The 25,387-nt window shown below is 41.2% G+C and carries 22 protein-coding genes; 15 read left to right on the top strand and 7 right to left on the bottom strand.

Annotated features, from left to right (window positions below):
- Window positions 1–425 precede the first annotated feature (425 nt).
- The 6 genes from sufB (at window position 426) to RMX98_RS04795 (ending at window position 6,758) form a co-directional block, all read left to right on the top strand.
- The gene (gene sufB, locus RMX98_RS04770; RefSeq protein WP_322676738.1) at window positions 426–1,865 is read left to right on the top strand and encodes a Fe-S cluster assembly protein SufB; all 1,440 of its coding nucleotides are present in this window, start codon (window positions 426–428) and stop codon (window positions 1,863–1,865) included.
- A gap of 107 nt (window positions 1,866–1,972) precedes the next feature.
- A complete protein-coding gene (gene sufC, locus RMX98_RS04775) occupies window positions 1,973–2,764 on the top strand; it encodes a Fe-S cluster assembly ATPase SufC (RefSeq protein WP_322676739.1) in 792 nt (263 codons plus the stop codon).
- Complete coding sequence (gene sufD, locus RMX98_RS04780; RefSeq protein WP_322676740.1) at window positions 2,764–4,134, top strand: Fe-S cluster assembly protein SufD; 1,371 nt, start codon at window positions 2,764–2,766, stop codon at window positions 4,132–4,134. The genes sufC and sufD overlap by 1 nt, the downstream gene beginning before the upstream one ends.
- Window positions 4,135–4,149: 15 nt before the next feature.
- Window positions 4,150–5,412 carry a cysteine desulfurase gene (locus RMX98_RS04785; protein ID WP_322676741.1) on the top strand — a complete coding sequence of 421 codons (1,263 nt, stop codon included), beginning with the start codon at window positions 4,150–4,152 and terminating at the stop codon, window positions 5,410–5,412.
- 103 nt (window positions 5,413–5,515) lie between these two features.
- A complete protein-coding gene (locus tag RMX98_RS04790) occupies window positions 5,516–6,124 on the top strand; it encodes a hypothetical protein (protein ID WP_322676742.1) in 609 nt (202 codons plus the stop codon).
- 1 nt (window position 6,125) lies between these two features.
- On the top strand, window positions 6,126–6,758 hold the full coding sequence (locus tag RMX98_RS04795; protein ID WP_322676743.1) for a Uma2 family endonuclease: 633 nt from the start codon (window positions 6,126–6,128) through the stop codon (window positions 6,756–6,758).
- Here the strand turns inward: RMX98_RS04795 and RMX98_RS04800 are convergent, their stop codons facing one another.
- A complete protein-coding gene (locus RMX98_RS04800) occupies window positions 6,759–7,625 on the bottom strand; it encodes an HNH endonuclease (protein WP_322676744.1) in 867 nt (288 codons plus the stop codon).
- A 264-nt stretch (window positions 7,626–7,889) separates the two neighbouring features.
- Here RMX98_RS04800 and RMX98_RS04805 point away from each other — a divergent pair, with 264 nt between their 5' ends.
- The gene (locus tag RMX98_RS04805; RefSeq protein WP_322676745.1) at window positions 7,890–8,522 is read left to right on the top strand and encodes an Imm1 family immunity protein; all 633 of its coding nucleotides are present in this window, start codon (window positions 7,890–7,892) and stop codon (window positions 8,520–8,522) included.
- 24 nt (window positions 8,523–8,546) lie between these two features.
- Here the strand turns inward: RMX98_RS04805 and RMX98_RS04810 are convergent, their stop codons facing one another.
- Complete coding sequence (locus tag RMX98_RS04810) at window positions 8,547–9,245, bottom strand: Uma2 family endonuclease (RefSeq protein ID WP_322676746.1); 699 nt, start codon at window positions 9,243–9,245, stop codon at window positions 8,547–8,549.
- Between the two features lie 112 nt (window positions 9,246–9,357).
- On the opposite strand from RMX98_RS04810, the gene RMX98_RS04815 reads away from it, so the two are divergent.
- Together RMX98_RS04815 and RMX98_RS04820 are read left to right on the top strand one after the other, a co-directional pair.
- On the top strand, window positions 9,358–10,935 hold the full coding sequence (locus RMX98_RS04815) for a CPBP family intramembrane glutamic endopeptidase (RefSeq protein ID WP_322676747.1): 1,578 nt from the start codon (window positions 9,358–9,360) through the stop codon (window positions 10,933–10,935).
- An 803-nt stretch (window positions 10,936–11,738) separates the two neighbouring features.
- The gene (locus tag RMX98_RS04820) at window positions 11,739–12,014 is read left to right on the top strand and encodes a TM2 domain-containing protein (RefSeq protein WP_322676748.1); all 276 of its coding nucleotides are present in this window, start codon (window positions 11,739–11,741) and stop codon (window positions 12,012–12,014) included.
- A 795-nt stretch (window positions 12,015–12,809) separates the two neighbouring features.
- Here RMX98_RS04820 and RMX98_RS04825 read toward each other — a convergent pair.
- Window positions 12,810–13,010, bottom strand: a complete 201-nt coding sequence (locus tag RMX98_RS04825; RefSeq protein WP_322676749.1) for a hypothetical protein — start codon at window positions 13,008–13,010, stop codon at window positions 12,810–12,812.
- 341 nt (window positions 13,011–13,351) lie between these two features.
- Here RMX98_RS04825 and RMX98_RS04830 point away from each other — a divergent pair, with 341 nt between their 5' ends.
- On the top strand, window positions 13,352–15,847 hold the full coding sequence (locus RMX98_RS04830; protein WP_322676750.1) for a heavy metal translocating P-type ATPase: 2,496 nt from the start codon (window positions 13,352–13,354) through the stop codon (window positions 15,845–15,847).
- A 223-nt stretch (window positions 15,848–16,070) separates the two neighbouring features.
- Window positions 16,071–16,559, top strand: coding sequence for an FHA domain-containing protein (locus RMX98_RS04835; protein ID WP_322676751.1), 489 nt, complete (start codon window positions 16,071–16,073; stop codon window positions 16,557–16,559).
- Between the two features lie 72 nt (window positions 16,560–16,631).
- Here RMX98_RS04835 and RMX98_RS04840 read toward each other — a convergent pair whose 3' ends face one another.
- Entirely contained in the window at window positions 16,632–16,979 is a 348-nt protein-coding gene (locus tag RMX98_RS04840; RefSeq protein WP_322676752.1) for a hypothetical protein, read from the bottom strand.
- A 201-nt stretch (window positions 16,980–17,180) separates the two neighbouring features.
- On the opposite strand from RMX98_RS04840, the gene RMX98_RS04845 reads away from it, so the two are divergent.
- A complete protein-coding gene (locus RMX98_RS04845; RefSeq protein WP_322676753.1) occupies window positions 17,181–18,101 on the top strand; it encodes a TIGR01777 family oxidoreductase in 921 nt (306 codons plus the stop codon).
- Window positions 18,102–18,182: 81 nt separating this feature from the next.
- Here RMX98_RS04845 and RMX98_RS04850 read toward each other — a convergent pair whose 3' ends face one another.
- The 3 genes from RMX98_RS04850 to RMX98_RS04860 all read right to left on the bottom strand — a co-directional run bounded on the left by RMX98_RS04850 (window position 18,183) and on the right by RMX98_RS04860 (window position 19,470).
- Window positions 18,183–18,428: a hypothetical protein gene (locus RMX98_RS04850; protein ID WP_322676859.1), complete on the bottom strand. Its 246-nt coding sequence runs from the start codon at window positions 18,426–18,428 to the stop codon at window positions 18,183–18,185.
- Window positions 18,429–18,581: 153 nt separating this feature from the next.
- On the bottom strand, window positions 18,582–19,004 hold the full coding sequence (locus tag RMX98_RS04855) for a tetratricopeptide repeat protein (protein ID WP_322676754.1): 423 nt from the start codon (window positions 19,002–19,004) through the stop codon (window positions 18,582–18,584).
- A 109-nt stretch (window positions 19,005–19,113) separates the two neighbouring features.
- Window positions 19,114–19,470: an iron-sulfur cluster assembly accessory protein gene (locus tag RMX98_RS04860; RefSeq protein WP_322676755.1), complete on the bottom strand. Its 357-nt coding sequence runs from the start codon at window positions 19,468–19,470 to the stop codon at window positions 19,114–19,116.
- 690 nt (window positions 19,471–20,160) lie between these two features.
- Between RMX98_RS04860 and RMX98_RS04865 the strand changes: the two genes are divergently transcribed.
- The 3 genes from RMX98_RS04865 to zds all read left to right on the top strand — a co-directional run bounded on the left by RMX98_RS04865 (window position 20,161) and on the right by zds (window position 25,383).
- Window positions 20,161–21,777 carry a DUF6930 domain-containing protein gene (locus RMX98_RS04865; RefSeq protein ID WP_322676756.1) on the top strand — a complete coding sequence of 539 codons (1,617 nt, stop codon included), beginning with the start codon at window positions 20,161–20,163 and terminating at the stop codon, window positions 21,775–21,777.
- A 1,714-nt stretch (window positions 21,778–23,491) separates the two neighbouring features.
- Complete coding sequence (locus tag RMX98_RS04870; RefSeq protein ID WP_322676757.1) at window positions 23,492–23,668, top strand: CopG family transcriptional regulator; 177 nt, start codon at window positions 23,492–23,494, stop codon at window positions 23,666–23,668.
- Window positions 23,669–23,943: 275 nt separating this feature from the next.
- Window positions 23,944–25,383 (top strand): 9,9'-di-cis-zeta-carotene desaturase, encoded by a 1,440-nt coding sequence (gene zds / locus RMX98_RS04875; RefSeq protein ID WP_322676758.1) that lies wholly within the window; start codon window positions 23,944–23,946, stop codon window positions 25,381–25,383.
- The last annotated feature ends 4 nt before the right edge of the window (window positions 25,384–25,387 follow it).

Consider the following 25,387-nt stretch of genomic DNA (forward strand, 5'->3'; position numbering starts at 1 on the left):
CAAAAATTAATTTCTTTGAAAATTTGACCGTGCCGATTTTGGATTTTGGATTTTGGACTTCGACTTACCTCGACTTCGCTCGGTACAAGTCGCTCAGTCGAACGATTTTGGATTAAAAAAGTTTTCTGGTATGTAGCCTGCTACGCGATCGTCAATCTAAAATCCTTGAGCCAAGCACCTTTGTGGTCTCTTTCAATCCCAAATTGCAAATCTAAAATCCAAAATTGTTTGACTTTGACAACATTGTTGTTGTTAATTTAGCGTAAAATGAAGATAGATTAAACAACATAGCTGTTGTTTTACTCTCCACCACTATTCTAGCAGCCGTGTAACCATTCCGTAACGGTAGATGGGAATCGGCTAAAGAAAACCGTCTCCCATCCTTATAGAGAGATTCAAGTTCCGAACACGAGAGATTATTACTGATGAGTGCCACTGTCAAAACCTTAGTCAACCAACCCTACAAGTACGGCTTTGTCACGGACATTGAGGCCGACACTATTCCGCGTGGACTAGACGAGGACGTTATCCGCTTGATCTCCTCTAAGAAGAACGAGCCGCAATTCATGCTGGACTTTCGCCTCAGAGCTTATCGCCAGTGGCAAAAAATGACGGAACCAACTTGGCCGAATGTCAAGTATCCGCCAATAAATTATCAGGATATCATTTATTACTCAGCGCCGAAACGTAAGAAAGAAAAGCTAAACAGTTTGGATGAAGTCGATCCAACTCTTTTAGAAACTTTCGAGAAGTTAGGCATTTCCCTATCTGAACAGAAGCGGCTGGCAAATGTCGCCGTTGATGCAATTTTCGATAGCGTTTCTGTCGCCACTACATTTAAAGAAAAGCTAGCGGAAGATGGCGTTATTTTCTGCTCGATTTCCGAAGCGTTGCAAGAACACCCAGAATTGATCCAAAAATACTTGGGTAGCGTTGTTCCTGTAGCTGACAACTACTTTGCCGCTTTGAATGCCGCCGTTTTTAGCGATGGTTCTTTTGTCTATATTCCTAAAGGCGTAAAATGTCCGATGGAACTGTCTACCTACTTCCGCATCAACTCTGGTGATACGGGACAATTTGAGCGGACTTTGATTGTCGCCGAAGAAGGTAGTTATGTTTCTTACCTTGAAGGTTGCACCGCACCGATGTATGACAGCAACCAGTTACACGCCGCCGTTGTGGAACTTGTCGCTCTGGATAACGCGGAAATTAAATATTCCACCGTCCAAAATTGGTACGCTGGAGATGCCAATGGTAAAGGCGGTATTTACAACTTTGTCACCAAGCGCGGTTTGTGTCAGGGCGTAAATTCCAAGATTTCCTGGACTCAAGTAGAAACAGGTTCGGCAATTACTTGGAAATATCCTAGTTGTGTATTGGTGGGTGATAACTCTGTGGGTGAGTTTTACTCCGTGGCGCTGACAAATAATATGCAGCAAGCCGATACGGGTACAAAAATGATTCATGTAGGTAAGAATACCCGCAGTACAATTATTTCTAAAGGAATCTCCGCAGGTAATTCGAGTAATAGCTATCGGGGTTTAGTGAAAGTTAATCCGACGGCTAAAGGCGCGAGAAATTATTCTCAGTGCGACTCGATGCTGATTGGGGATAATGCTCATGCTAATACTTTCCCTTATATCCAGGTGCAAAATAATACTGGGAAGGTGGAGCATGAAGCTTCTACTTCTAAGATTGGGGAAGATCAACTGTTCTACTTTGCTCAACGGGGTATTTCACCAGAAGATGCTATTTCGATGATGGTTAGCGGCTTCTGTAAGGATGTTTTCAATCAGCTACCGATGGAGTTTGCTGTGGAAGCTGATAAGTTGTTGAGTTTGAAGTTGGAAGGCAGTGTTGGATAACTGGAAGGAAGGATAAACACAGGGACATCGGTGTTCTGTGTTTATCTTTTGGAAGAATGACGAACCGCCAAGACGCCAAGAGCGCAGAGAAAGAGAAGGGAGAGAAGATGATTATTGAAAATAGTGAAGTTGTGCTGTCAGTACGGAATCTGACGGCTAATGTTGATGGGACACCGATTTTGAAAGGTGTGAATCTTGAGGTGCGATCGGGTGAGATTCATGCGATCATGGGGCCGAATGGTTCTGGTAAGAGTACTTTTTCTAAGGTGTTGGCTGGACATCCGGCGTATGAGGTGACTGGCGGTGAGGTGATTTTCCAGGGACAGAATTTACTGGAGTTGGAACCGGAGGAACGCGCTAGAAGTGGTGTATTTTTGGCGTTTCAGTATCCGTTAGAAATTCCGGGTGTGAGCAATTTGGATTTCTTGCGGGTGGCGTACAATTCTCGTCGCAAGGCGCAAGGTTTAGAGGAAATAGACGCTTTTGATTTTGACGATTTGATTGAGGAAAAGCTGGATGTGGTGAAGATGAATTCCAGTTTTCTCAGTCGGAGTTTGAATGAAGGGTTTTCTGGTGGTGAGAAGAAGCGGAATGAAATTCTGCAAATGGCGCTGCTGGAACCAAAGTTAGGAATTTTGGATGAAACTGATTCGGGTTTGGATATTGACGCGCTCCGAATTGTGGCGAATGGGGTAAATCAACTGGCAAGTCCAGACAATTCGACAATTTTGATTACTCACTACCAACGGTTACTCGATTATATTGTGCCTGATTTTGTGCATGTGATGGCGCAAGGGCGAATTATTACGAGTGGTGGTAAAGAACTGGCGCTGGAATTAGAGTCTCGCGGTTATGACTGGGTGCTGGAAGAATTTGCTGCTGCTGAGGTGGGTGTGTAATGAATATTCAAGTATCTCCTAGTCCAATACCTAATTCAAATGCAGTCAGTTTGACATCGATGTTAGATAGAGATGATTATCTAACTGGGTTGTTAAATAAAGTAACGGCAACGAAAACAGAAGGTTGGTTGCAGGAATTACGCCAAAGTGCTGCTAATTGGGTACGCCACTCGATTATCCCAACTACCCGCGAGGAAGAATGGCGATTTACTGATTTGTCGTCTCTGCGAAAGGTGCAATTTAATGTAGAGGCGGGAAATTTTGCGTCTGTAGAATTTGATATTTTACCAGAAGCGGCTAATAGTCGTTTGGTATTTGTTAATGGCGTTTATGCGCCGGAGTTATCCGCAATTTCAGATTTGCCAGATGGAATTGTGGTGAGTAATTTGGCTGGTTTGTCTGCGGTTGAGCAGGAAGGTGTACAGCAATATTTAGCTCAAGCTGAGGGAGCGCAGGAGGTTTTTACTGCTCTCAATACGGCTGGGATAAATGATGCAGCTGTGGTGTGGGTGAAGAAAAATGTGGTAGTTGAAACGCCAATTCATTTGGTGTTTATTTCAGTTGTGGGGAAGACGGCGACGATTTCGCAGCCGCGTTGTTTGGTAGTGGCGGAAAGTGGTTCGCAGGTGACGTTGGTTGAGGAGTATACGAACCGCAGAGGCGCAGAGAGCGCGGAGAACGGAGTTTATTTAACTAACGCGGTTACGGAAGTTTGGGTGGGTGACAATGCGGAAGTTAGTCACACTAGGGTTGAGTGGGAAGGTGCAGAGGCTTTTCATATTGGGAAAACTGCGATCGCCCAAGCTCGTGATAGTCGATATACTTGTCATACCATAACTTTAGGTGCAAAGTTGTCACGGCACAATTTGGAGATTTTGCAAACTGGCGAGCAGACACAAACTACTCTCAATGGTTTGACAGTGATTACTGGTAAGCAATTGTCTGATACTCACAGTGCGATCGCACTTAACTATCCCCACGGTACAAGTGACCAATTGCATAAATGTATTGTAGGCGATCGCGCTCATGCGGTGTTCAATGGTAAAGTTTTTGTACCCAAACCAGCGCAGTTAACAAATGCATCCCAGTTGAATCGCAATTTGCTGCTATCGTCTAAAGCCAGAGTTGATACCAAACCCCAATTGGAAATTACTGCGGATAATGTTAAATGCGCTCACGGTGCTACCGTTAGCCAATTAGAAGATGACGAAATATTCTATCTGCAAAGTCGGGGAATTGATGAAAACGATGCTCGGAAGTTGTTAATTAACGCCTTCGCTGCTGAAGTTATCAACAAAATACCAGTTCCTTCTCTGCGAGAAATCCTTTTAAACACAGTGAATAATCTCAAGTCCCTGACTAATGAGTAATAACGTAATCTACCAATGACTTTTACTCCTACCAAAACCCTTGCTGATAAAGTTCGCGCTGATTTCCCGATATTGCATCAGGAAGTCAACGAGAAACCCCTGGTTTATCTCGATAATGCTGCTACGTCACAAAAACCTTTGTTCGTATTAAATACCTTGCGTGATTATTACGAGCAATATAACTCTAATGTCCATCGCGGCGCTCATACTCTCAGTGCCAAAGCTACCGATGCTTATGAAGCGGCGCGAGATAAAGTTGCCAAATTCATTAATGCTGCATCTCGTCAGGAAATCGTCTACACGCGCAACGCAAGCGAAGCGATTAACCTAGTCGCTTATAGCTGGGGAATGAATAATTTGCAGCCGGGAGATGAAATTATTCTCTCGGTGATGGAACATCACAGTAATATTGTGCCTTGGCAATTGGTAGCACAAAAAACGGGTGCAGTACTGAAATTTGTAGAATTAACACCAGAAGAAACTTTTGATTTAGAACAGTTTAAAAAGCTGATTTCTGAAAAAACTAAGCTGGTGTCGGTGGTGCATATATCTAATACTTTGGGTTGCATTAATCCAGTAGAAGAAATTGCTGCGATCGCACACAAATACGGTGCTAAATTCTTAGTTGATGCTTGCCAAAGTGTTCCCCACTACCCTATTGATGTGCAGAAGATAGATTGTGATTGGTTGGTAGCTTCCGGTCATAAAATGTGCGCCCCTACTGGGATAGGATTTTTGTATGGCAAGTTGGAATTGCTAGAATCAATGCCACCATTTTTTGGTGGTGGTGAAATGATTGCAGAAGTGTATTTAGACCATTCCACATACGCAGAATTACCGCATAAATTTGAAGCTGGTACACCTGCAATTGGAGAAGCGATCGCACTTGGTGCTGCAATAGATTATCTTAGCAGTATCGGCATGGATAAAATCCACGCCTACGAAGCAGAATTAACAGCTTATTTGTTCCAACAATTAGAGCAAATTCCCCAAATTAGAATTTACGGCCCCAAACCAAATGCTAAAGGGGAAGGTAGAGCCGCTCTTGCGTCGTTCACAGCCGGAGAAGTTCACGCCAACGACTTATCTACATTATTAGATCAAGAAGGCGTTGCAATCCGTTCTGGACACCACTGTACTCAACCATTACACCGTTACTTAGGTCTTGCTGCAACCGCACGAGCAAGTCTATCTTTCTACAACACCCGTGAGGAAATTGATATTTTCATCAAAGCACTGAAAGAAACTCTCGATTTTTTTGCAGGTTTACTTGCTTAAAGTTACAAAATATTCCGATAGTGATTGTGCCAAATATCAGCAACATATCTTGCTAATAGTTGGCACAATTTAATTATCTGGATTATTTACAGGAGCAACTAAAGTGTCATACAGTGACTTTACTTTAGACAGAGTTAGAAAAACCTTTGGCTTAACTATTTCTGATAAATTTGATATATTTGCATCTGTACATGAAGTAGAGTGTCCACCATTACTTGCAGAACTATTGCGGGAGAATGTACCTTTAGCTCTTGCTAGTAATACCGAAAAATCCCGTTCAGAGATGATTATTGCACCTATTTTAATAGCTGTAAGGAAATATTTAAATAATCAAATAAGTTTATTTTCTGGTATTGACTTTACTGTTGATTCAGCACAAGGTTTAAATGGAAATTGCGATTTTATTATTAGCCGTTCACCAGAGTTACTAATTCTGAATGCACCAGTTGTCACAATTGTAGAAGCTAAAAAAGAAAATATTAATGCAGGATTAGGCCAGTGTGTCGCAGAAATGTTAGCAGCTAAATTGTTTAATGAACGTGAGGGTAATAACATTCAAACAATTTATGGAACTGTCACTACAGGAACCATCTGGAAATTTTTAAAGCTCATTGGTCAAGTAGTTGAAATTGACTTGAACGAGTATTATATTAATGACATAGGTAAAATTATTGGAATTTTATCTACTATTGTGACGGAAAAAGTATTGTAATATGCTTGTCAAGTCAACCCTTGCAGAACAAAGAACAGTCTTACACAACGTTAGCTGGGAAACCTTTGAAGCCTTGCTGAGAGATACAGGTGAAGATAGAGGTTCTCGGTTTGCTTATGACTGCGGTGTTTTAGAAATCATGACTCCACTTTTTGAACACGAAAACCCCAAAAGTAATTTTGGGAATTTTATTATTGCTTTAGCTGAAGAATTAGGAATTGAAATTAGAAGCGCTGGTTCTACAACATTGAAGCGGAAAATATCAAAGCAAGGAATAGAACCGGATACTTGTTATTATATCCAGAATGAACTAGCTATTAGGGGTAAGCAAACTTTAGATTTAGAAAATGATCCGCCGCCTGACTTAGCAATTGAGATTGACATTACCAGTAGTTCAGTTAACAAATTGGGGATTTATTCAGCGTTGGGTGTAGCTGAACTTTGGAGATATGATGGGCAAAATTTAAAATTTTATCAGTTGATAGAGGGGCAATATGTTGAGTGTAAGTTTAGTATTGCCTTTCCTATAGTATCAGTGAGTGAGATAAGCAGATTTATTGAGCAGAGTAAAAGTATGGGAGAAATTGCTTTACTCAAATCCTTTCGCGCTTGGGTTAAGGATAAAATAGGATAGTTATTTATAAATTATAAAATAATCTTTTTCATTAATTTTTATAAGACGTTTATTGTTTTCTTTCTCTTTAATTTCTACTTGGGCATAATGTAGTATTCTATGATGATTGGGGCATACAATAACAATATTGTTTTCGTTTTGTGAACCTTCCTCAGATAAAGGAATTAAATGATGTGCCTCAGAGTAAAAGATCCCATTATTTTTTTTAAATGTAAATCCACAATCTTCAAATTGGCAGCAATTATTATATTTATTTTTGATTTTTAATACTATATCTTGATATCTTTTTATTATTTGTATGATAATTTCTTCTCTCTCATTCTTTAAGTTAGGATAATCTTCAAAAATATTATTTCTTAGTTGTTGAGATTCTACCGCATTAATTGATTCTACAATTTCTTGAAAATATTTATCTTTACAGCAAATGGTTTGATTACAACGAGATTTCTGAATTTCTTCATTAAAATATTTTAATTCTAAAGGCTCACCTAGAATATTATTACAATTCCATTTTCCTATAACAGCACGCTCTTTTGTATTATCTGCTCGTAGAGTTATATTAGTCTTCGCAAAACACCACCACAACTTGTTGTCTTTAGAAAAATTTATCCATAAAGTATTTTCATCAGACAAATAAAAATGCCGAATTTCATTCTTACGACGTGTAACTATTTTATTGTCAAAATATTTCTTTAATTCTTCTTCAACTTCATTCCACTTATCCTTTGACTTACACTCAAGACAAATTTGATGAGATACTTCTATGTGTCCTAAACGAATAGTATTCTCTGTATAAATGCAATCTTTACGCCATTCGTTATGTAGACCAAGATTTATATATAAAATTTGATTGGGAGTAATTTTCATCAATCTGCTTTCTTATTCAAAATGTATAGAAAATTTGAGTTAGCAGACATATTACTTCCAAGCTAATTAAAATAAGGATACATTTTATGTCTGAAAACTCAATCAAATCTGTAATAGCATATAAAAGTGATTGTGCCAATGCTAATGCCACGAGTGAAGCGCTAATCTTTCTGGTATCACTGAATTCAGCTGTTGACTACTATAGAGACATAATAGAAATGGAGTATATGGGCGCCACAAATATTGCCCCTGGAGAAGATGGCTATGTGTTCAAATTCTCAAGAGACAACGCCGCAGCCTTCACCAGAAGACACGAAAGCCAATGGGGAATCCCCACGCCTGTTGACTCCTGAGCAAGTTCGGGCTGGGACAAATGTAATTATGAGCTATGCTGAACGACAGGCATTTCTCAAAAACTTTGAGATTGGTAAGTTACTTGGTTTTGATCGCTGGCCAGATTTGCCACAAAAAAGCCAAATAAGTTTAGTATTCAAGCTATCAGCAGAAACATGGCTTACTAATAGCAATCAAGGTGAATTAAGAAAAGATCCAAATTGGATTCAAATTGAAGCAGCTATCCGCGATTTAGATGGCAAAAACAAAACTTTAGTAACCTTGAAATCTGATGATGAGACTTACATGAATATTGGAGGCGGAAAGTCAGATAAATACGTTGTAAATGTGACCTTCAATAACACAAAATTTTATGTTTTAGTTAATTTATCTAAATCTGATGAAATAGAAAATTTTGTTGTTGCTGGACAACAAGTAAATTATCCTGCAAAGATGTGTGTTGATTTGCTTCACTGCTTACTAGCTGCAAGAACATTTACTGAATCAGGTAAACTTGAACCATTACTTTCTTGGGAAGAAGATAAATCATTAGTAACAGTGTAATCAAAGCGATCGCACCTCACAAAATCAACTCAAAGAATCTGGATCTATCCCCAACTTTCGCAATTCTTCTGCTAGCCTTTGAGCGCGTTCTTCAGCAGTGTTAGCACGTTGTTCGGCAGCGATCGCTAGTTCTTCTGGTGTTAAATATCTGACTCCTTGCTTGTCGTACCAATACAACCAATCCCGCGTAATTCCCTGATAGGTTCCCCGTTCATGACCAATTGCTAAACCTATCTCTGTTAACCAAACAGGATTTCCTCGCTGCAATACATATTCCCCATTTACTAACCGATAAATTTCTAAAGGTGGTTTTCTACGGCGTTGGGGATTATAAACAACATAATACAAAATCTCCATCTCAGCATACATTTTCTTTTTGGTGCTGTATTCCCCACGCCGTTTATGAGAAACTACTTCTAATGCCATGATTGGCATAACTCTTTCTTCCCACAACACATAACTCAAGCGCAAGTTTTCATCAAAAACTCGCTCGACTCCTAAGCTTAAAAATCCATCAGGTACAATCGGCGGTAGTTCAGGATCGTAATATATCCCCATATCAACCCCAAAAAACCAATCCATACGGCTTGTCCATAACCAAGCGAGGATGGCTTTGAGCAAGCTCGGAATTAAATCTTGTAGCTCATTGTCCACAGGTGTATAGTCCGAATCGGGCAGATCCTCGGCGGAGGGTAAGCAGTGCAATGGGTTGTAATTTAACATGGTGGGTGCGACGCAAACTTATAATATTGATGATATCTATCCACCTCTGACTTTTTATTGCGATAATTCCCAAGGGAGACGCGCTCTCCACTGGTCAGTTAAAGGGGGATAGATGACACTCAAGCGGTTGGTTTTATTTTTTGTGCTAACGCCGATAGCAGTTCTATTGGCAGTTTCGGCTTTATTCGGTAGTTGGCAAGAACCTCAGTTCCAAAGTCGCCTAGAACTATACCAAACCAATATTGCTCTACAAGCCCAAGCTTGGCAATCACAAGATAGCGGTGATGACAATCTCCAGGCGATTCGGGAAGCAATACTGGGTGAGCAACCCCTAGAAAGCGCTACAAAGCAGTATCAAGAGGCGCGTCAATCAGTTCAAGCTAATTTAGACAAAGTTAACAGCAAACTTGCACAATTACGCTCCCAAGCTGAAATAACTCCCACGCCTCCAAAACCTTTACCTGACGTTCCTCCGACTACTAAAACCTCTCGACGAGAAGAGCAGCAACAGTTACAGCAGTCTTTTAAGCAACTTGAAAAATTACTGGCTGAATTAGACTTGCGCTTGGGAATTTTACAAGCACAGCAAGGACAGACGGATACAGCCTTCAAGACTTGGAGCGAATTACAGCAACGCTCAGATATCAATCCAGATTTTGGCAAAACAGCTGCTGTATTGAGTGGACTCTGGAGCAATCCTTCCCGTCTACTTCCAAATGCTCAAGAACTGATTCAAAAGAATTTAGAAGGTTGGTTTCGCTCTACTGCTTTGGTTAAGTTATACCAACTCCAGCAACGACAAGATGCTTTATCAGCAGTAAAAGCTGCACAACAAGAATCTTCTGCTCAAGCAGTGTTGAAATTGGCGGTTATTGGCACTATTCCCACCTTGGCAGCTTTAATTGGTCTAATACTGCTAATTTTGGTATTTGCTCAACGGTTGGTGAAAGGAAAAGCCTCGTTACTAGCTCAAAATGCTGATATCCCTTGGTCAACGCCTTGGGATGGTGAAACGGTTTTGCAGGTTTTTATTATAGGCTTTTTCTTTATGGGGCAAATTTTTGTGCCCTTGGTAATATCGGTGCTACCCATCCCACGTCCGATTGTGGATGTGCGACTTCAAGCGTTTTCTGTCTTAGTTAGTTACCTATTGGTAGCATTAGGTGCGCTGTTAGTGCTGTATTTCTCTCTCAAGCGCTTTTTTCCACTACCGGAATTCTGGTTTCGTTTCCGTTTTCAAGATAACTGGTTTTGGTGGGGACTGGGGGGTTATTGCACGGCTTTACCTATAGTTGTGGTGGTATCTTTGATTAATCAACAACTTTGGCAAGGACAGGGTGGTAGTAATCCTTTGTTACAACTAGCCCTAGAAAGCCAAGATGGTGTCGCACTTGGCATATTTTTCTCTACAGCAGCGATCGCAGCTCCATTTTTTGAAGAAATTCTGTTTCGCGGCTTTTTGTTACCCTCTTTGACTCGCTACTTACCCGTGTGGGGAGCGATTTTTACAAGTGCTTTGTTGTTTGCGATCGCTCACCTCAGCTTGTCGGAAATTCTGCCACTGACTGCATTGGGAGTTGTGTTGGGAGTAGTTTACACGCGATCGCGCAACCTCCTCGCTCCTATGCTCCTCCACAGCCTCTGGAATAGTGGTACGCTATTAAGCCTATTTGTATTAGGTAGCAATTAATATCAGCATACTACTGTTGTCAAAAACAAAAATATTTGCTTTTATCTCCATAAGTAGGGACAATTAACTAATTACAATTGGTTATAAGCATAAATACTAGCTGAAAACCCAATTAAGATAATGGCAAAAGCAAATCAAAGAATGCTGTTAACATAGACAACAAACTATTTAGTTAAGCATTTATTCTCATTCGGATGATTTTAGCCATTTTCGAGATGTTAATTGTCTTCCCGAACCATTTTTAGCTGTCATAAATTGGATTACAATTCCGTTTTGCGCTCATCGAAGTAGGGATCGGCAACCAAAAAAGGGTTAGAAAGATATGGAAGATGCTTCTTGCGCTTCTAGATTCTCACTAGCCACACACTTTGTCTTGTCATTAGTGCAATGGCGTTTCACGCCCGCTAGAAGCGATGTCTACGATGGGCTATGCATCCGCAAAAGAATCCGGAAATAATACTGATGGACTTGTAAAAAGTGGTGTATGTAGCAGCTTTTGCTGAGAATTGAGAAAAATGAATCTCAAGGTAAATGTCTTACCTAAAAATCTGCAAAACTGCTGCACCAGGGTTTGCGATCGTCAAATCCCCCAAAAGTGATTAAGGAGCGCCAGATTTTTAGGCTATGCTGCAAGACATCTTAGTGTCCCTTATGGAATAGAATCACGCTGATTTTGGTTATTCATCTTGAGGCTAACTCATACTGAAAAATTAAAAATCTATTTATTAAGCAAGTAAATGTATTTAGTTTCATTACAATAAAGACTTTATTTTTATACTCACTTATCAAGGAGCAGCATTTATATGGCAAATCTCAATCCCAGTCACCCAACCAAACAACTTCTCGCTGGTTACTGTGGCATTATCCTCGGAGCATTTGGAGTTCATAAGTTTATTCTAGGATACGCTTCCGAAGGCTTTATCATGTTAGTAATTTCTGTAGTTGCGGGTTCTTTCACCTACGGCATCGCTTTATTAATTATGCAACTTGTCGGTTTAGTTGAAGGCATGATCTACTTAAACAAGTCCCCTGAAGAATTCGTAAATACCTACTTTGTGAATAAGCAAGGCTGGTTTTAGTACTTTGTCAAGCTAGTAATGAAGGTTTTGTAGTCAGCACTTTAATACTTAGAAAATAAGGACTAAAGCTCTTACTACAAACTTAATTACCCCTTAATTTAAACCTGATATAGCAATCCTAAATGAGTTGTGAAAACCCCAGATTCCTCTCTCTGCGTTCTCTGCGCCTCTGCGGTTAATTTATTTTTACAAATGCTTTAGGACTGCTATATAAAACTAATATTTGATGGCGTGAAAAAATCGGTACAACTCGAAAAGTCTGGTTCCCTAATCCTTGCTTATCGAGCTTCGCGTACCAGGCAAATACATTCAAAAATCAAATCAGCTTGCTTAAGCAGAAATTATACAGCGCTTCTACCTCTGAATATTTATTTTTATTAATATGCTCATTCTCAAACCTAAACAGCTTAACTGGGCAATATTCTTCTTGTTAGGCTTAGGATATTTTAGTGTTATGTCTCATTTGGAAATCAACTATTTCTTAAAAAGTTTGATTATGCTCGTGCCGATGCAGGTCGGAGCTATTATTTATGTAACTTATCTACGCTGGAGCCGTCGTTGACCAGCAATTTTAGATTTTGGACTTCGACTTACCTCGACTTCGCTCGGTACAAGTCGCTCAGTAGAACGATTTTGGATTAAAATAATTTTTGCTTCATATTCCGTCCCTTGTAGAGCAAATAGTGTGATGGAACCAATCTAAAAGATGCTCTTGCGAGGTTACTTCTCTGTAAGAGTACGCGGACTCGCTTTAAGCGTATCGCTGCGATAACGCGTAGCCTCTTCCCTTCTGCCCTACGCTGTACACACAAGTTTCTTAACCTGCAATGGCATTGCATTAACTAACAATGGCATTGCATCGACTGACAATGGCATTGCATCGACTGACAATGGCATTGCATCGAATAACAATGGCATTGCATCGACTAACAATGGCATTGCATCGACTAACAATGGCATTGCATCGACTGACAATGGCATTGCATCGACTGACAATGCTATTTCTCTCGTTCCGATACTTTGTATGAGAATGAGTCAAGCCCAATCAAGCTAGGTTTTTAGGACTTGTGTGTACACCGTAGCTCCCCAAGGGAGAAGAGAAGGCTTTACGCGACGCGTTAGCAAATCTAAAATCCTTGAACTAAGTCCCCTTTTAGGCAGAGCCAATCCCAAATTGCAAATCTAAAATCTAAAATTGTTTGACTCCTAGCAAAGTACATAAATTAATAATTTTAATATGGTTGACATTGAGTCATAGTTCCATATTTCGCCTACGCTCGAATTAGAGACGCTTTTAGTCAGGCGTTGAATTTCTGTAGCGAATCTAAACACAAGCCATGCAACTTGTCCCGAAAACTAAGCTAGCCCCAGAACTTGACCCAATTTTAGAGAAAATTATTCTTGATGTTGGGGGCATGAAGTGTGCTGGGTGTGTGAACGCAGTAGAGCGACAGCTAACCCAACATCCAGGAGTCAAGAGTGCCTGTGTGAACCTGGCGACAGAGGTAGCAGTTGTAGAGTCAGAAGCTGGTGCAGTAGATGCAGATGCACTGGCACAGCGATTAACAGGCGTTGGATTCCCAACTCAACCCCGAAAAGCTAGTGGCACAGTAGCAGGTGAGATATCTACCTTACCAGACCCAGCAGAACGACAACGCCAAGAAATGCGTTCTTCTGTAAGGCAGTTGGCGATCGCTGCAATCTTACTATTATTGTCGGGAAGTGGACATTTTGGTAATCTTGGTAGCTCGGTGCTGCCAGTGCTGAATAACATCTGGTTTCACTGTGGACTAGCGACAGTAGCACTATTAATCCCTGGTCGCCCGATTTTGATAGATGGCTGGCTAGGCTGGCGGCGAAATGCGCCTAACATGAACACCCTGGTAGGATTAGGAACGCTCACAGCCTACATTGCTAGTTTGGTAGCACTGCTTTTTCCCAAAATGGGTTGGGAGTGCTTCTTTGACGAACCAGTAATGATGCTGGGCTTTATTCTTTTAGGAAGGACACTAGAGCAACAAGCAAGAGGACGTGCCGCCGCCGCATTTAGAAAATTGCTAGCACTCCAGCCACTTTTAGCGCGATTGATTGCCAACCCAGAGAAAGCAGGAGCAGGGTCTTCTAGTGTAGAAATTCCTGCTGAACAGGTGCGTGTTGGTGAATGGTTGCAAGTACTGCCAGGTGATAAAATCCCCGTTGATGGTGAAGTGGTGATTGGTCAAACAACGGTTGATGAGTCAATGCTGACTGGAGAAGCAGTGCCAGTAATCAAGCAACCGGGAGATATAGTGACAGGGGGGACGCTAAACCAGTCAGGAGCGATCGCTATTCAGGCAACCCGGATTGGAAATGATACAACTCTAGCTCAAATTGTCGCCCTCGTAGAAGCTGCCCAAACTCGAAAAGCCCCAGTACAGAAATTAGCAGATACAGTCGCTGGTTACTTTACCTATGGGGTGCTGACAGCATCTGTATTAACATTTGGATTTTGGTACTTTTTCGGCACTCACATCTGGAGTGATATCACCATGTCTGGTGGTATAGAAATGATGAGCCACGCTCAACATTCTTCACTCCCCACTCGTCACTCCCCACTCCTAGTCAGTTTAAAACTAGCGATCGCAGTGATGGTAGTCGCCTGTCCCTGTGCTTTAGGACTTGCCACACCAACAGCCATTCTTGTTGGGACTGCTATGGGCGCAGAACGAGGTCTATTAATCAAAGGCGGCGACGTTTTAGAAAAAGTACACCAACTAGACACCGTAGTATTTGATAAAACAGGTACTCTGACCACAGGTAATCCTATCGTCACAGATTGTTTGTTAATTGAGGAATTGGGGACTGGAAAAGAGGCAGATGAGCAGGAGAAGAATACCCTAATTCAACTAGCAGCAGCCGTAGAAAGCGGTACTTATCATCCTCTAGCAAAAGCGATTCAGCAAGAAGCCCAGCGCCAACAGTTATCTATTCCAGAGGCTGTAGACTTTCACACCGAACCGGGATTAGGGGTATCTGCTGTGGTAACGGACACAGTTGTATTATTGGGTAACTGGGACTGGTTGAGTTGGCACGGCATTCCCATTAGTGAAACTGCACAACAGGTAGCACAGGATTTGGCAACAGATGGTAAAACAGTCGTTTGTGTTGCAGTTGGGGGAACTTTAGCCGGACTAATTGGTGTTTCTGATACCCTCAGACCAGATGCCCAATCCACTGTAGACAAATTGCGTCAGATGGGCTTACGGGTAATGTTGCTCAGTGGCGATCGCCTAGAAGCAGCTAGTGCCATAGCTAAACAACTAGGATTAGATAGTGCTGATGTAATCGCAGGTGTTCCACCAGCCAAAAAAGCAGCTGCAATAAAGTCTCTCCAGTTAGAAGGGACAAGGGGACAAGGGGGACAAGGAGACAAGGGGGACAAGGGGACGAAGAAAACTCTTCACTTCTCACTCAGCACTCAGCACTCAGTTGTGGCAATGGTAGGAGATGGAATCAACGATGCTCCAGCTTTATCCCAAGCTGATGTAGGAATTGCTTTACACTCTGGGACAGATGTGGCGATGGAAACTGCTGAAATTATTTTAATGCGCGATCGCTTAAACGATGTCGTCGAATCTATTCAGCTTAGTCGCGCCACCTTCAACAAAATTCGCCAAAATTTATTCTGGGCTTTTGCATACAACACAGTTGGCATTCCTTTAGCAGCTGGTGTTTTGTTCCCTAGTCTGGATTTTGTCCTTAACCCATCTGGTGCTGCTGCATTAATGGCTTTTAGCTCTGTTAGCGTCGTTACAAACTCAATATTATTACGGCGATTCGCTCATCACCCGTAGAATACTCCTTTACACAGAAAATTTTCTAGCACAAATCTTGGTTATTCCCATATAAAGTTAAACTGAGTCGGTATTCAGGTTTTACCGATTCACAAAGCTTTTTCAGATAATTACCAAAGCTATCATAGCTACTGGAGTAGAACCGACATGTTCTACTCTTTCAAGGTATCATGCAATTTTAAAGCTTATTTAGATCAGCAACACAGACTTATAGTACGCGAAAATGGCAGGATACCATACTAAACAAATCTTGATCAATCACAGTTCCACCGATTTGTCAATGGCAGCAGAAAATAATGAAAACCATCTACTGATTATTGAAGACGATCAAGGTCGCAAAGAATTTCCTCTAGAGCACCCCGTCTACTCTATCGGTAGAGATCGTGAATGTAATATCCGTTTGATGTCGCAGTTTGTCTCCCGCCGCCATGCCACATTAGTAAGATTGCCACGAGAGCATAATAGTCATAGCTTCTATTATCGGATTGTAGATGGCGATGCCAAAGGTAAGGCTAGTTCCAACGGTTTGATGATTAATGGACGCAAAATACCAGCCCACGATCTCAGAAATGAAGACGAGATCGTTTTTGGGCCTCAAGTACGTGCCATTTATTATCTTTTAAGAAACACTCAGCGTTTGGGACAAACGGATTCAAGTGAGTACGACATTACACTAATAAACCCCGGTATGGCCGAGGATTTAGAAGAGTGAGTTATAACTACCAATCACAATCTGACATTCCCACAACTTCAAGCGGTGGGAGTGTCAATTCAATCACCAAAGCTATCCGGCAAGACTTTCAATCAAATGCCAATGGCGGCTACTTTCAATCGCCTGCTTGATGAATTCAAACATTTGTCGGCAGTAATTATCTAAGTGGATTGGTAGTTCTTCATTTTTGATCACAATACTCATCCGGGTTTCTGTTTCAGTAGATTTTGATTTATCAATCAGTACTTCTACTGTTACCAATTTAGGAAAAGGAACATTGCCAGGAACCTGACGAGCGATAATGTAATCGCCTGTGTGGTATTGAATATCCAGCTGACAATCCTGTAGAAGTTCTACAAGTAACGGCTGTAGATGGTCACTAGGAACAGAAACAACAAATAAACAGGTATAGCGAGCCATAATAGCCCCACGCCTTGCAACACTCCGTCCATCCTATAATACCGAAGTATCTAAACAGAAAATCATTAAAAAAGCAAAGTTTTTAAGATCAGGCATTACCAAAATATACAGTCAACGAAGAGGCGGGAGGCTTCCTGCCTTCTTTGATAAGCTGAAAGTTTGATCAAAAACTTTACAATAAAGGTTTGGCTGAGGTAGAAAATGAAAGTCGCAATTACTGGAGCAACAGGATTTGTCGGTAGTCTTTTGGTACAAAGACTCCACGCAAAAGGTCATAAAATAGTAGTATTAACTCGGAACACTGCCTTTGCTCAAAAGGTTTTTCCATCTGAGGCTTTCCCCAATGTAGAGATTGTTTCCTATAAAACAAATGCATCTGGTTCTTGGCAAAGTGCGATCGCTAGTTGTGATGGCGTAGTTAATTTAGCAGGAGAACCCATTGGTGAAGGACGCTGGACACCAGAACGCAAGCAAGAAATCCTCAATAGCCGAAAGTTAGGTACACAAAAAATAGTTGAAGCAATAGCCAGCGCTAATCCCAAGCCAACTGTGTTAATCAACGCTTCGGCTATTGGCTACTACGGCACCAGTGAAACGGCAACCTTTGATGAAACAAGTCCATCTGGTAACGATTTTCTGGCCCAAGTCTGCCAAGCCTGGGAAGCAGAAGCGAGAAAGGTAAAAGATGCTGGTGTACGACTGGTAATTTTGCGTTTTGGGATTGTTCTAGGTAATGGTGGTGCTTTAGGTAAAATGATTCCACCTTTCAAACTCTTTGCTGGTGGGCCTATTGGCAGTGGCCGTCAGTGGTTTTCATGGATTCACGTAGACGACTTAGTTAACTTGATTTTGCAAGCTTTAACTCAACCGGAAATAGAAGGCGTATATAATGCTACTGCTCCTAACCCCGTGCGGATGGCAGATTTAAGCCAAACTTTGGGACAAGTGATGAATCGCCCTTCTTGGTTGCCTGTTCCTGGTTTTGCGATCGAAGCCCTTTTAGGAGATGGGGCTATAGTAGTTTTGGAAGGTCAGCAAGTCATCCCAAAACGTACCGTAGAAACAGGCTTTGAGTACAAATATCCTAATTTGCAACCAGCCTTAACACAAATTCTTAATTAAAAGGGACTGGGGATTAGGCATAGGGCATTTAAAAACTTTTCCCTGTTCCCTATTCCCCATACCTCATGCCCAATTCTTTGACTATTGACTAGAGAGAAATTTTTTGGAAACCCAACTGATAATACCACTGAGAATGGCACCGCCCATGAGGATGCCGATTGCTGGGTTAAATAAGGGTTGCCACAGTTTATGCCACAAATCCAAACCCAGGTTTACTCCCGCCGCATCACCGATCGCAGCGATCGCTAACCAGCCAAAGCCAAACAAAACTAAAAAAACATCGGCGACTAAAACCGTGTTTAGCCAATTTAACAATTTATCTTTCATGATTGGATTGGGAAATGGAGCATTGGACATTAGGCTTTGGGCACTTGTACTGAGCGACTTGCCTTAAGCCATTGGGAAAGAGGAAGGAGGAGTTCTTCAATTTTTAATTTTTAATCTTTAATTTTTAATTGATTTCTCCCCAGTTCCCATCCTTTACTTTTCAAACAGCCAATTTTTGACTTTTGTCAAACTCTGCCAATCTGGTTTTCTACTTAAACCGTCTTCAATACTATTTTTTATTTCATCACTCCATTCTTCATTGACAAAAATCAACTGTTGTGCTATGTCAATGTGTTCCCGCAAACCTTTTTGCTTTGTTTCCAGCATTGCTAAGGCGAGATTGATTCTAGCCTGGGGATCTTGTGGATTTAACTTAACTGCTTTCTGTGCAGCTTTGTAAGCCAAGTTGGGTTTGTTATCGAGTAGATACAACCACGCTAAACAAACCCAAGCAGCACTAGTTTTAGGAGAGCGATCGCACACTTCTTTAAATACAGGGATTAAAGATTCTGCTGATTCTCCTGCTTTATAGCGTTCTAAACCTGTATCAAATAGGGATTCAACTGTATTAGTCATTGGTCATTGGTCATTGGTCACTTGTACTGAGCGTAGTCGAAGTATTAGTCATTAGGCAATTGCAAATGATAAACGACAGATGACAACGGACAAATGACAACTGACAATATTACACCCCAAATGACTTACCGCAACCGCAAGTTTGGTTAGCATTAGGGTTAGTAAATTGGAAACCACCGCCAATCATGGCATCGCTATAATCGAGCATTAAGCCGTAGAGATATAAAAGACTCTTGCGATCGCTGACAATTTTGAAGCCATCATAGTCAAAAACTTCATCATTAGGGGTGATCTTGCTAGTGTCTTCAAAATCCATCATGTAAGACATCCCCGAACAGCCACCCTGACGTACTCCTACGCGTAAGCATAAATCTGTACCTTGCTTATCCCGGAGGGCTTTTACCTGGTGCAGTGCGGCTTCGCTCAACAGAATTCCGCGTTGTTGAGCCTGAATTGCTTGTGTCATCTGCTTTTTCAACTCCTTAATTAGTTTCAGCCTTACCCTGTATCGGCCTGTTAATGCCTGTGGGTTGCTCTTGGTGTTTTTGTATTCATTCTAGCGGCTTAGATGTCGCTAGATGCCAAATTGTAAACACTCCGTCAAAAGCAGCCAAATATTTTTATTCTAGAATTGAGAGATTAAATGTGTTTATACAGAAGGCAGGAGGCAGGGGGCAGGAGGCAGAAGACTGGAGGCAGGAGGAAATAATTATGAATGAAAACTTTAGTTCTCGGTATAAAATCCAGTTTAAAAATATGAATTGTATCGAAGCCGCATAGTGCGAAGATACTTTCGTAGCCCGTGCAGTTTTCTCCATTGGCATCTTCCCTTTCTTCTACAGGGAAGCAAGCTAGCAAGAGCGTCTGGGATGCATCCCAAGTGGATCATTTGGCATCGTCGTCCACAGCCTAAATCTCACGCTTTGAAATAAGGGTTACTTCTGCCCCCTGCCTTCTGTCTTCTGCCTTCTGCTCCCTGCCCCCTGCTCCCTGCCCCCTGCCTTCTGCCCCCTACCTCCTACAACATTCGATATTTTTGAAGTTCAAGCCTTGCGGCAGCCTGATAAGCAACCATCCTTCAGGTGCAGCCATAAAAATTTAATTCGAGGCTAGCTATTCCCCAAAGTTTACTTCCAAATTGCTTCTTTTGATCGCTATGACAAGTTTTAATCGCTCTACCAGTCGTCGGTTGAAGAAATTAACTCAAATTCCTTCTGTATGGGAGGGCGATCGCCGTCCGTTGTCATCACCAAACCAACTCTCAGACTCAGAGGCAAAGGGAGAATGCATTCTTTGGGTAGATTACTCCCAAGGTATTGTTCGAGGAATGGATGTGGTAGCTTCAGATATCGGCCCCGAAGCAATAGTTCGCACCTTAATGCAAGCAATGGAGCATCCCCAGAGTCCGGCAAGACCTGCCAGACCCCAAAGAATTGTAGTCAAAGACCGCGAAATCCAATTTTACCTGCGGGGGGTGTTACAAGATTTAGATATTGCGATTGACTACGCGCCAGAACTGCCTTTAATTGACGAACTATTTCGTGGATTTGCCGACATCCTCGATAGTCAAACGCCCGATTTACCCCCACAGTATGCACAAATCTTGCGAGAGAAAGCCTTTACCATTTGGCAAGCTGCACCTTGGGAGTTTTTGGAAGAACAGCAAATTTTATCCATCGAGATTAATAAGTGGGATGTCGGTACACTCTACGCCTCAGTCATGGGAATGCTGGGAATGGAATATGGGATTTTGTTTTATCGCTCAGAAGAGTCTTTAAAACAATTTCGTGCCGCAGTTTTAACAGATGAAGAATCTACGGAGCATTTAGAAGAAGCTTTCCTTAAGCAAGATTGCCTGTTTCTCACTTTTGAGAGTGCTGACGAAACCGATGAAGATGATTTGGCGGATCTGGCATTATCAGAAATTGACCCTACTTTCGGTAATATCCACCCCTTAGAAGGACTACGGTCTGTTTTGTATGACGAAGAAGCACTGGTAATCTTGGTTGCGATCGAAAGCCTGAGCCGCTTTATTCGCGATCACCGTCGCCAACTTCATGAAGATATCTTTCCTACCCTTAGCCGTCGCTATCGCATTTCTCTACCGCAGCCTGAAGAATCAATTAAATCTCTGCCTGTGACAGTCTCTACTATGCCGCAGCTAGCAGCAGAATTAGAGGAAATGGCAGGCTTTGAGATTGACGATCAGGAAATTGACAACCTAGATTTCCCATCATTGCAAGATGACTTGATACCAGAAGATTCCTTCCTCAGCTTAGGTGTGGTGTCCTGGGAAATGTTGGAATTCCTGCGAAAGGGGGTCAGCTACCATCAAGCTGGTGAAATCAAACAAGTGGGTGATGGTTTGCCGGTGATTTTAATTCAAACTTCCCGGCCTAAGGCGAAGACTGTAATTGAGAGAATTGAAGCAGCAGGCGGACTGAGAGCAATTTGCTTTAACCCAGGTGCCGACCCCTTCGATGGCGATCGCTACGACCTGGGTTTATTACAAACTCAAAATGGCGAATTGTTCCTATTCGGTGAATTTTTAGATAAAGATCCGATTCATGTAGAAGCCCGAAAAAAATGGAATCAACGCTGTAAAAATACTAAGGGCTACTGTGGCTTAATCATTGCCAAAGGACTAACGGGAGCCTCCCGTGGCAATCCTCAGTTAAAAGATATGATGTCTTTGTTTGAAGCGCGATCGCTTTCCCCTAAAGATTTAGGCATTGGCACTCTCCAACTGATGCCCCAACTTAAATTTGAATAGTTGCACTAATTCCCATAATTTTCAATCTCAAATTGTGGGTATGAAAAATTAAGCCATCTGGATTTAATTTGCATATTGACTGAAATTGCATTTGGAAGGGGAAAAGGGGAAGACTTTACCTTTTCCCCTCTTTTCTTTACCAACTAAACGTTGAGCGAAGTAATCCATTCAGCCTTCTTCATCCGCGTACCTCTGATACCATTTCACGAAATTATTGATACAAATCATTTTTCCTGCTCTCCCTGCCTCCCCTGCAAGAATCTGTATCAACCTTAAGGTGAAACAGTATGAGGCGGGGAACAGGGTTGTCAAACTCACGTTAACTTTACCTCAATTTCATGAAGTACCTGTATTTTCATAGTTTTACAGTCATTTTATCGGAAAATATTTAGTATAAATAACGACAAAAGTACTGAAAGTTTGTCTGCAAAGTTTAGTTTAGTCAAACCTCGCTAACGCACTTAAATATCGGAATTTTTTGTGAACAATTTTTTGAGTTTAGCGTCTTGTTGTATATCAATATCATTAAGCAAAAGTTCAGATGTATATCTTTTCCTTTGTAATTTTTTTATAAAACATAAAGTTGAGCTTATTTAATGTGTAAATGAAGATTATTTAAAGTGCATAAATAATAGCTATAATGAATACACGAAATCTAAAATTGAAATATATAGTTATTTTTATAGGTATACTTACCAAGTAATAAATAGTTATAAATCAATTTTTTTCGTCAGGAATTTATTTCTTAGTTGAAATCTGAGAAGAAGATTTACGGACAATTTTATAGCAGCACAATTGGCTAAAAATGATTTAGATATCTAAATCTCTATAAATAGAGAAAATGTAAAAAAAATGCAGGCTTGAAAGCAAGCTATATCGCTAGAGAGAAGATAAAAAATATGCAAAATTCCATCATAATATTTACGGAAATTTAGTGTAAAACGTGTGAAGCAAAACTGAAATATTATGCTTGGCAACAGTCAACTGACATCACATATATTCTGGGTTAATTCATCTGTGTAAAATTACAGATAATGCTGTAAAAATTTACCAAATTAATTAGTTTTTTACACCTGTAGTGTCTACTCTGGCTAGTATATTAGCCCTGAAAAGCAATCACTTGATTAAGGTAAGCCAAAATTTATAACTGTTCAAGTAGCTATTAACTTTTTGGTTACAGTAATGGGTGCATCTGAGTGTTTGTTCTAAAGCGATCGCTTATTTGCCTACTTTCTAACTGACTATTGATGTTATATATATACCACTCTAACCCGCCTCTAAGTCAGCATTTCAGCATGATAATGATTCTGAAGCTTTACTTTTTGGTGTTTTAGCGGATGTTCTCTCCAAGCGGGTTTAGCGAACTTAGTTAAGAGAGAAGGTCAAATGCTTTCAATGGAGAATAACCTTGGAAATGTTCATAGAGTCAACAGGAGGTGTCTCGAATTCATTTATAAAATTTCATTGTCAGGCTTTACTCATGCTGTTAGTAGGGTTATTATCTTCAAAAGCAACTATGTGCGTTTTAGACTGTCACAATAGTAACAAATAAAGTGTAGTATTTTGATTTTTTTAGAAAATGATGAATCCTTTGACAAAACGAACATTTTTAATATTAATGGTATTACTTGTTTCCTGAGACAAACTCTGATAATCTTATCGGTTCCCTCTTTAATTTGGACTCTTTCGACCATCTAAATATACAGCAGATAGCATGATAATGACAAATAAAAAATGGGCCGTTAAACGCATAACAGTCAATCTCGCAACACAGGAAGCGGAAAAGCTAGAAAAATATTGCCAACAAACAGGTAGACCCGCAACTGACGTGATTCGTGAACTGATTAGAAGTTTGCCTGTCTCCGACGACAACAAAGATGCAAATAAGTAAGAAGTTACTTTCACAACTTATCCAGATACTGCTTTGCCACCAGAAAAATATCTATGATACTTTTGAGAGTTCGCTGCTATGGACAAGAGTTTGTCTAGATGATACAGACGCGTTTTTCTTGCGTCTGGTCATTTGTCGGGGCTAAAAGAAGTGATCAAAGAGGTTTTAGTATCGACATTGCCATACCTTAATATGTTGGTGGAGTTGATATTAAGTAGCAAATTCCGACACCAAGCCAGTTACAATCTGTAAAGAAACTGAAAAGGAACGACGGAATGCGCGTTGCAATCGTAGGTGCGGGACTGGCTGGGCTAGCAACCGCAGTAGATCTAGCTGATGCTGGTTGTGAAGTAGAGATTTTTGAATCTCGTCCGTTTGTGGGCGGTAAAGTTGGCAGTTGGGTTGATGGAGATGGCAACCATCTAGAAATGGGGTTGCATGTATTTTTTGGGTGCTACTACCAACTATTTGATTTGATGAAAAAAGTGGGGGTGTTAGAAAACTTACGCCTCAAGGAACATACCCACACTTTTATTAATAAAGGGGGGCGCACTGGTGCTTTGGATTTTCGCTTTCTTACAGGTGCGCCTTTCAATGGCTTAAAGGCATTTTTCACTACTTCCCAACTATCGTTGCAGGATAAATTGCAAAATGCGATCGCTTTGGGTACTAGTCCGATAGTTCGCGGATTGGTAGACTTTGATGGGGCGATGAAAACTATCCGCAATTTAGATAAAGTTAGCTTTGCCGATTGGTTTCGCAGTCATGGTGGAAGTAATGGCAGCATCAAGCGGATGTGGAACCCGATTGCTTACGCATTGGGATTTATTGATTGCGAAAATATGTCTGCCCGTTGTATGTTAACCATATTCCAGCTATTTGCTGTTAGAACTGAAGCTTCAGTTTTGCGAATGCTGGAAGGTTCTCCAGCTAAATATTTACACAAGCCGATTCTGGAATATCTGGAAGCTAGAGGCACCAAAGTTTACACGCGCCGACAAGTTCGGGAAATTCAGTTTACTGAGTCAGGCGAACAAACCCACGTTACTGGTATAGTAGTTGCCCAAGGTGATGCAGTAGAAACGATCGCTGCTGATGCTTACGTTTTTGCCTGTGATGTTCCAGGAATTCAACGCATCCTACCCCAGGAGTGGCGTAAGTGGTCAGAATTTGACAATATTTACAAACTGGATCCAGTACCAGTGGCTACAGTGCAGTTACGCTTTGATGGTTGGGTAACAGAACTGAAAGATGGAGAGCAACGTAAACAGCTAAACCATGCGGCTGGAATCGATAATTTACTTTACACAGCCGATGCTGACTTTTCTTGTTTTGCCGATTTAGCGTTGACTAGCCCTGCTGATTATTATCGCCCAGGACAGGGATCTTTGTTACAGCTAGTGCTGACACCAGGAGATCCGTTTATTGCCCAAAGTAATGAAGCGATCGCACAACATGTTCTCAAGCAAGTCCATGAACTGTTTCCCTCGTCGCGGGAGCTAAATATGACTTGGTACAGTGTTGTAAAGCTTGCTCAGTCTCTCTACCGAGAAGCGCCAGGGATGGATGCGTACCGTCCCAACCAAAAAACACCAGTAGATAATTTCTTCCTTGCCGGCAGTTATACTCAGCAAGACTACATCGACAGCATGGAAGGTGCTACTATTTCTGGACGACGTGCGGCAAAAGTGATTTTGGAAAGTTTGAAGAAATAACGAA

The sequence above is a fragment of the Nostoc sp. DedQUE02 genome (assembly GCF_034531035.1).
Lineage (GTDB): Bacteria > Cyanobacteriota > Cyanobacteriia > Cyanobacteriales > Nostocaceae > Nostoc.

Excerpts from the sequence above, each read along its gene's own strand:
- RMX98_RS04820 (WP_322676748.1), top strand. The coding sequence starts at position 11,739 with ATGGCAAATCTCAATCCCAGTCACCCAACCAAACAACTTCTCGCTGGT.
- RMX98_RS04850 (WP_322676859.1), bottom strand. The coding sequence starts at position 18,428 with ATGAAAGATAAATTGTTAAATTGGCTAAACACGGTTTTAGTCGCCGAT.
- sufC (WP_322676739.1), top strand. The coding sequence starts at position 1,973 with ATGATTATTGAAAATAGTGAAGTTGTGCTGTCAGTACGGAATCTGACG.
- RMX98_RS04810 (WP_322676746.1), bottom strand. The coding sequence starts at position 9,245 with ATGTTAAATTACAACCCATTGCACTGCTTACCCTCCGCCGAGGATCTG.
- zds (WP_322676758.1), top strand. The coding sequence starts at position 23,944 with ATGCGCGTTGCAATCGTAGGTGCGGGACTGGCTGGGCTAGCAACCGCA.
- RMX98_RS04805 (WP_322676745.1), top strand. The coding sequence starts at position 7,890 with ATGTGTTCAAATTCTCAAGAGACAACGCCGCAGCCTTCACCAGAAGAC.
- RMX98_RS04795 (WP_322676743.1), top strand. The coding sequence starts at position 6,126 with ATGCTTGTCAAGTCAACCCTTGCAGAACAAAGAACAGTCTTACACAAC.
- RMX98_RS04870 (WP_322676757.1), top strand. The coding sequence starts at position 23,492 with ATGATAATGACAAATAAAAAATGGGCCGTTAAACGCATAACAGTCAAT.
- RMX98_RS04800 (WP_322676744.1), bottom strand. The coding sequence starts at position 7,625 with ATGAAAATTACTCCCAATCAAATTTTATATATAAATCTTGGTCTACAT.
- RMX98_RS04785 (WP_322676741.1), top strand. The coding sequence starts at position 4,150 with ATGACTTTTACTCCTACCAAAACCCTTGCTGATAAAGTTCGCGCTGAT.
- RMX98_RS04835 (WP_322676751.1), top strand. The coding sequence starts at position 16,071 with ATGGCAGGATACCATACTAAACAAATCTTGATCAATCACAGTTCCACC.
- sufD (WP_322676740.1), top strand. The coding sequence starts at position 2,764 with ATGAATATTCAAGTATCTCCTAGTCCAATACCTAATTCAAATGCAGTC.
- RMX98_RS04845 (WP_322676753.1), top strand. The coding sequence starts at position 17,181 with ATGAAAGTCGCAATTACTGGAGCAACAGGATTTGTCGGTAGTCTTTTG.
- RMX98_RS04855 (WP_322676754.1), bottom strand. The coding sequence starts at position 19,004 with ATGACTAATACAGTTGAATCCCTATTTGATACAGGTTTAGAACGCTAT.
- RMX98_RS04840 (WP_322676752.1), bottom strand. The coding sequence starts at position 16,979 with ATGGCTCGCTATACCTGTTTATTTGTTGTTTCTGTTCCTAGTGACCAT.
- RMX98_RS04860 (WP_322676755.1), bottom strand. The coding sequence starts at position 19,470 with ATGACACAAGCAATTCAGGCTCAACAACGCGGAATTCTGTTGAGCGAA.
- RMX98_RS04830 (WP_322676750.1), top strand. The coding sequence starts at position 13,352 with ATGCAACTTGTCCCGAAAACTAAGCTAGCCCCAGAACTTGACCCAATT.
- RMX98_RS04815 (WP_322676747.1), top strand. The coding sequence starts at position 9,358 with ATGACACTCAAGCGGTTGGTTTTATTTTTTGTGCTAACGCCGATAGCA.
- RMX98_RS04865 (WP_322676756.1), top strand. The coding sequence starts at position 20,161 with ATGACAAGTTTTAATCGCTCTACCAGTCGTCGGTTGAAGAAATTAACT.
- sufB (WP_322676738.1), top strand. The coding sequence starts at position 426 with ATGAGTGCCACTGTCAAAACCTTAGTCAACCAACCCTACAAGTACGGC.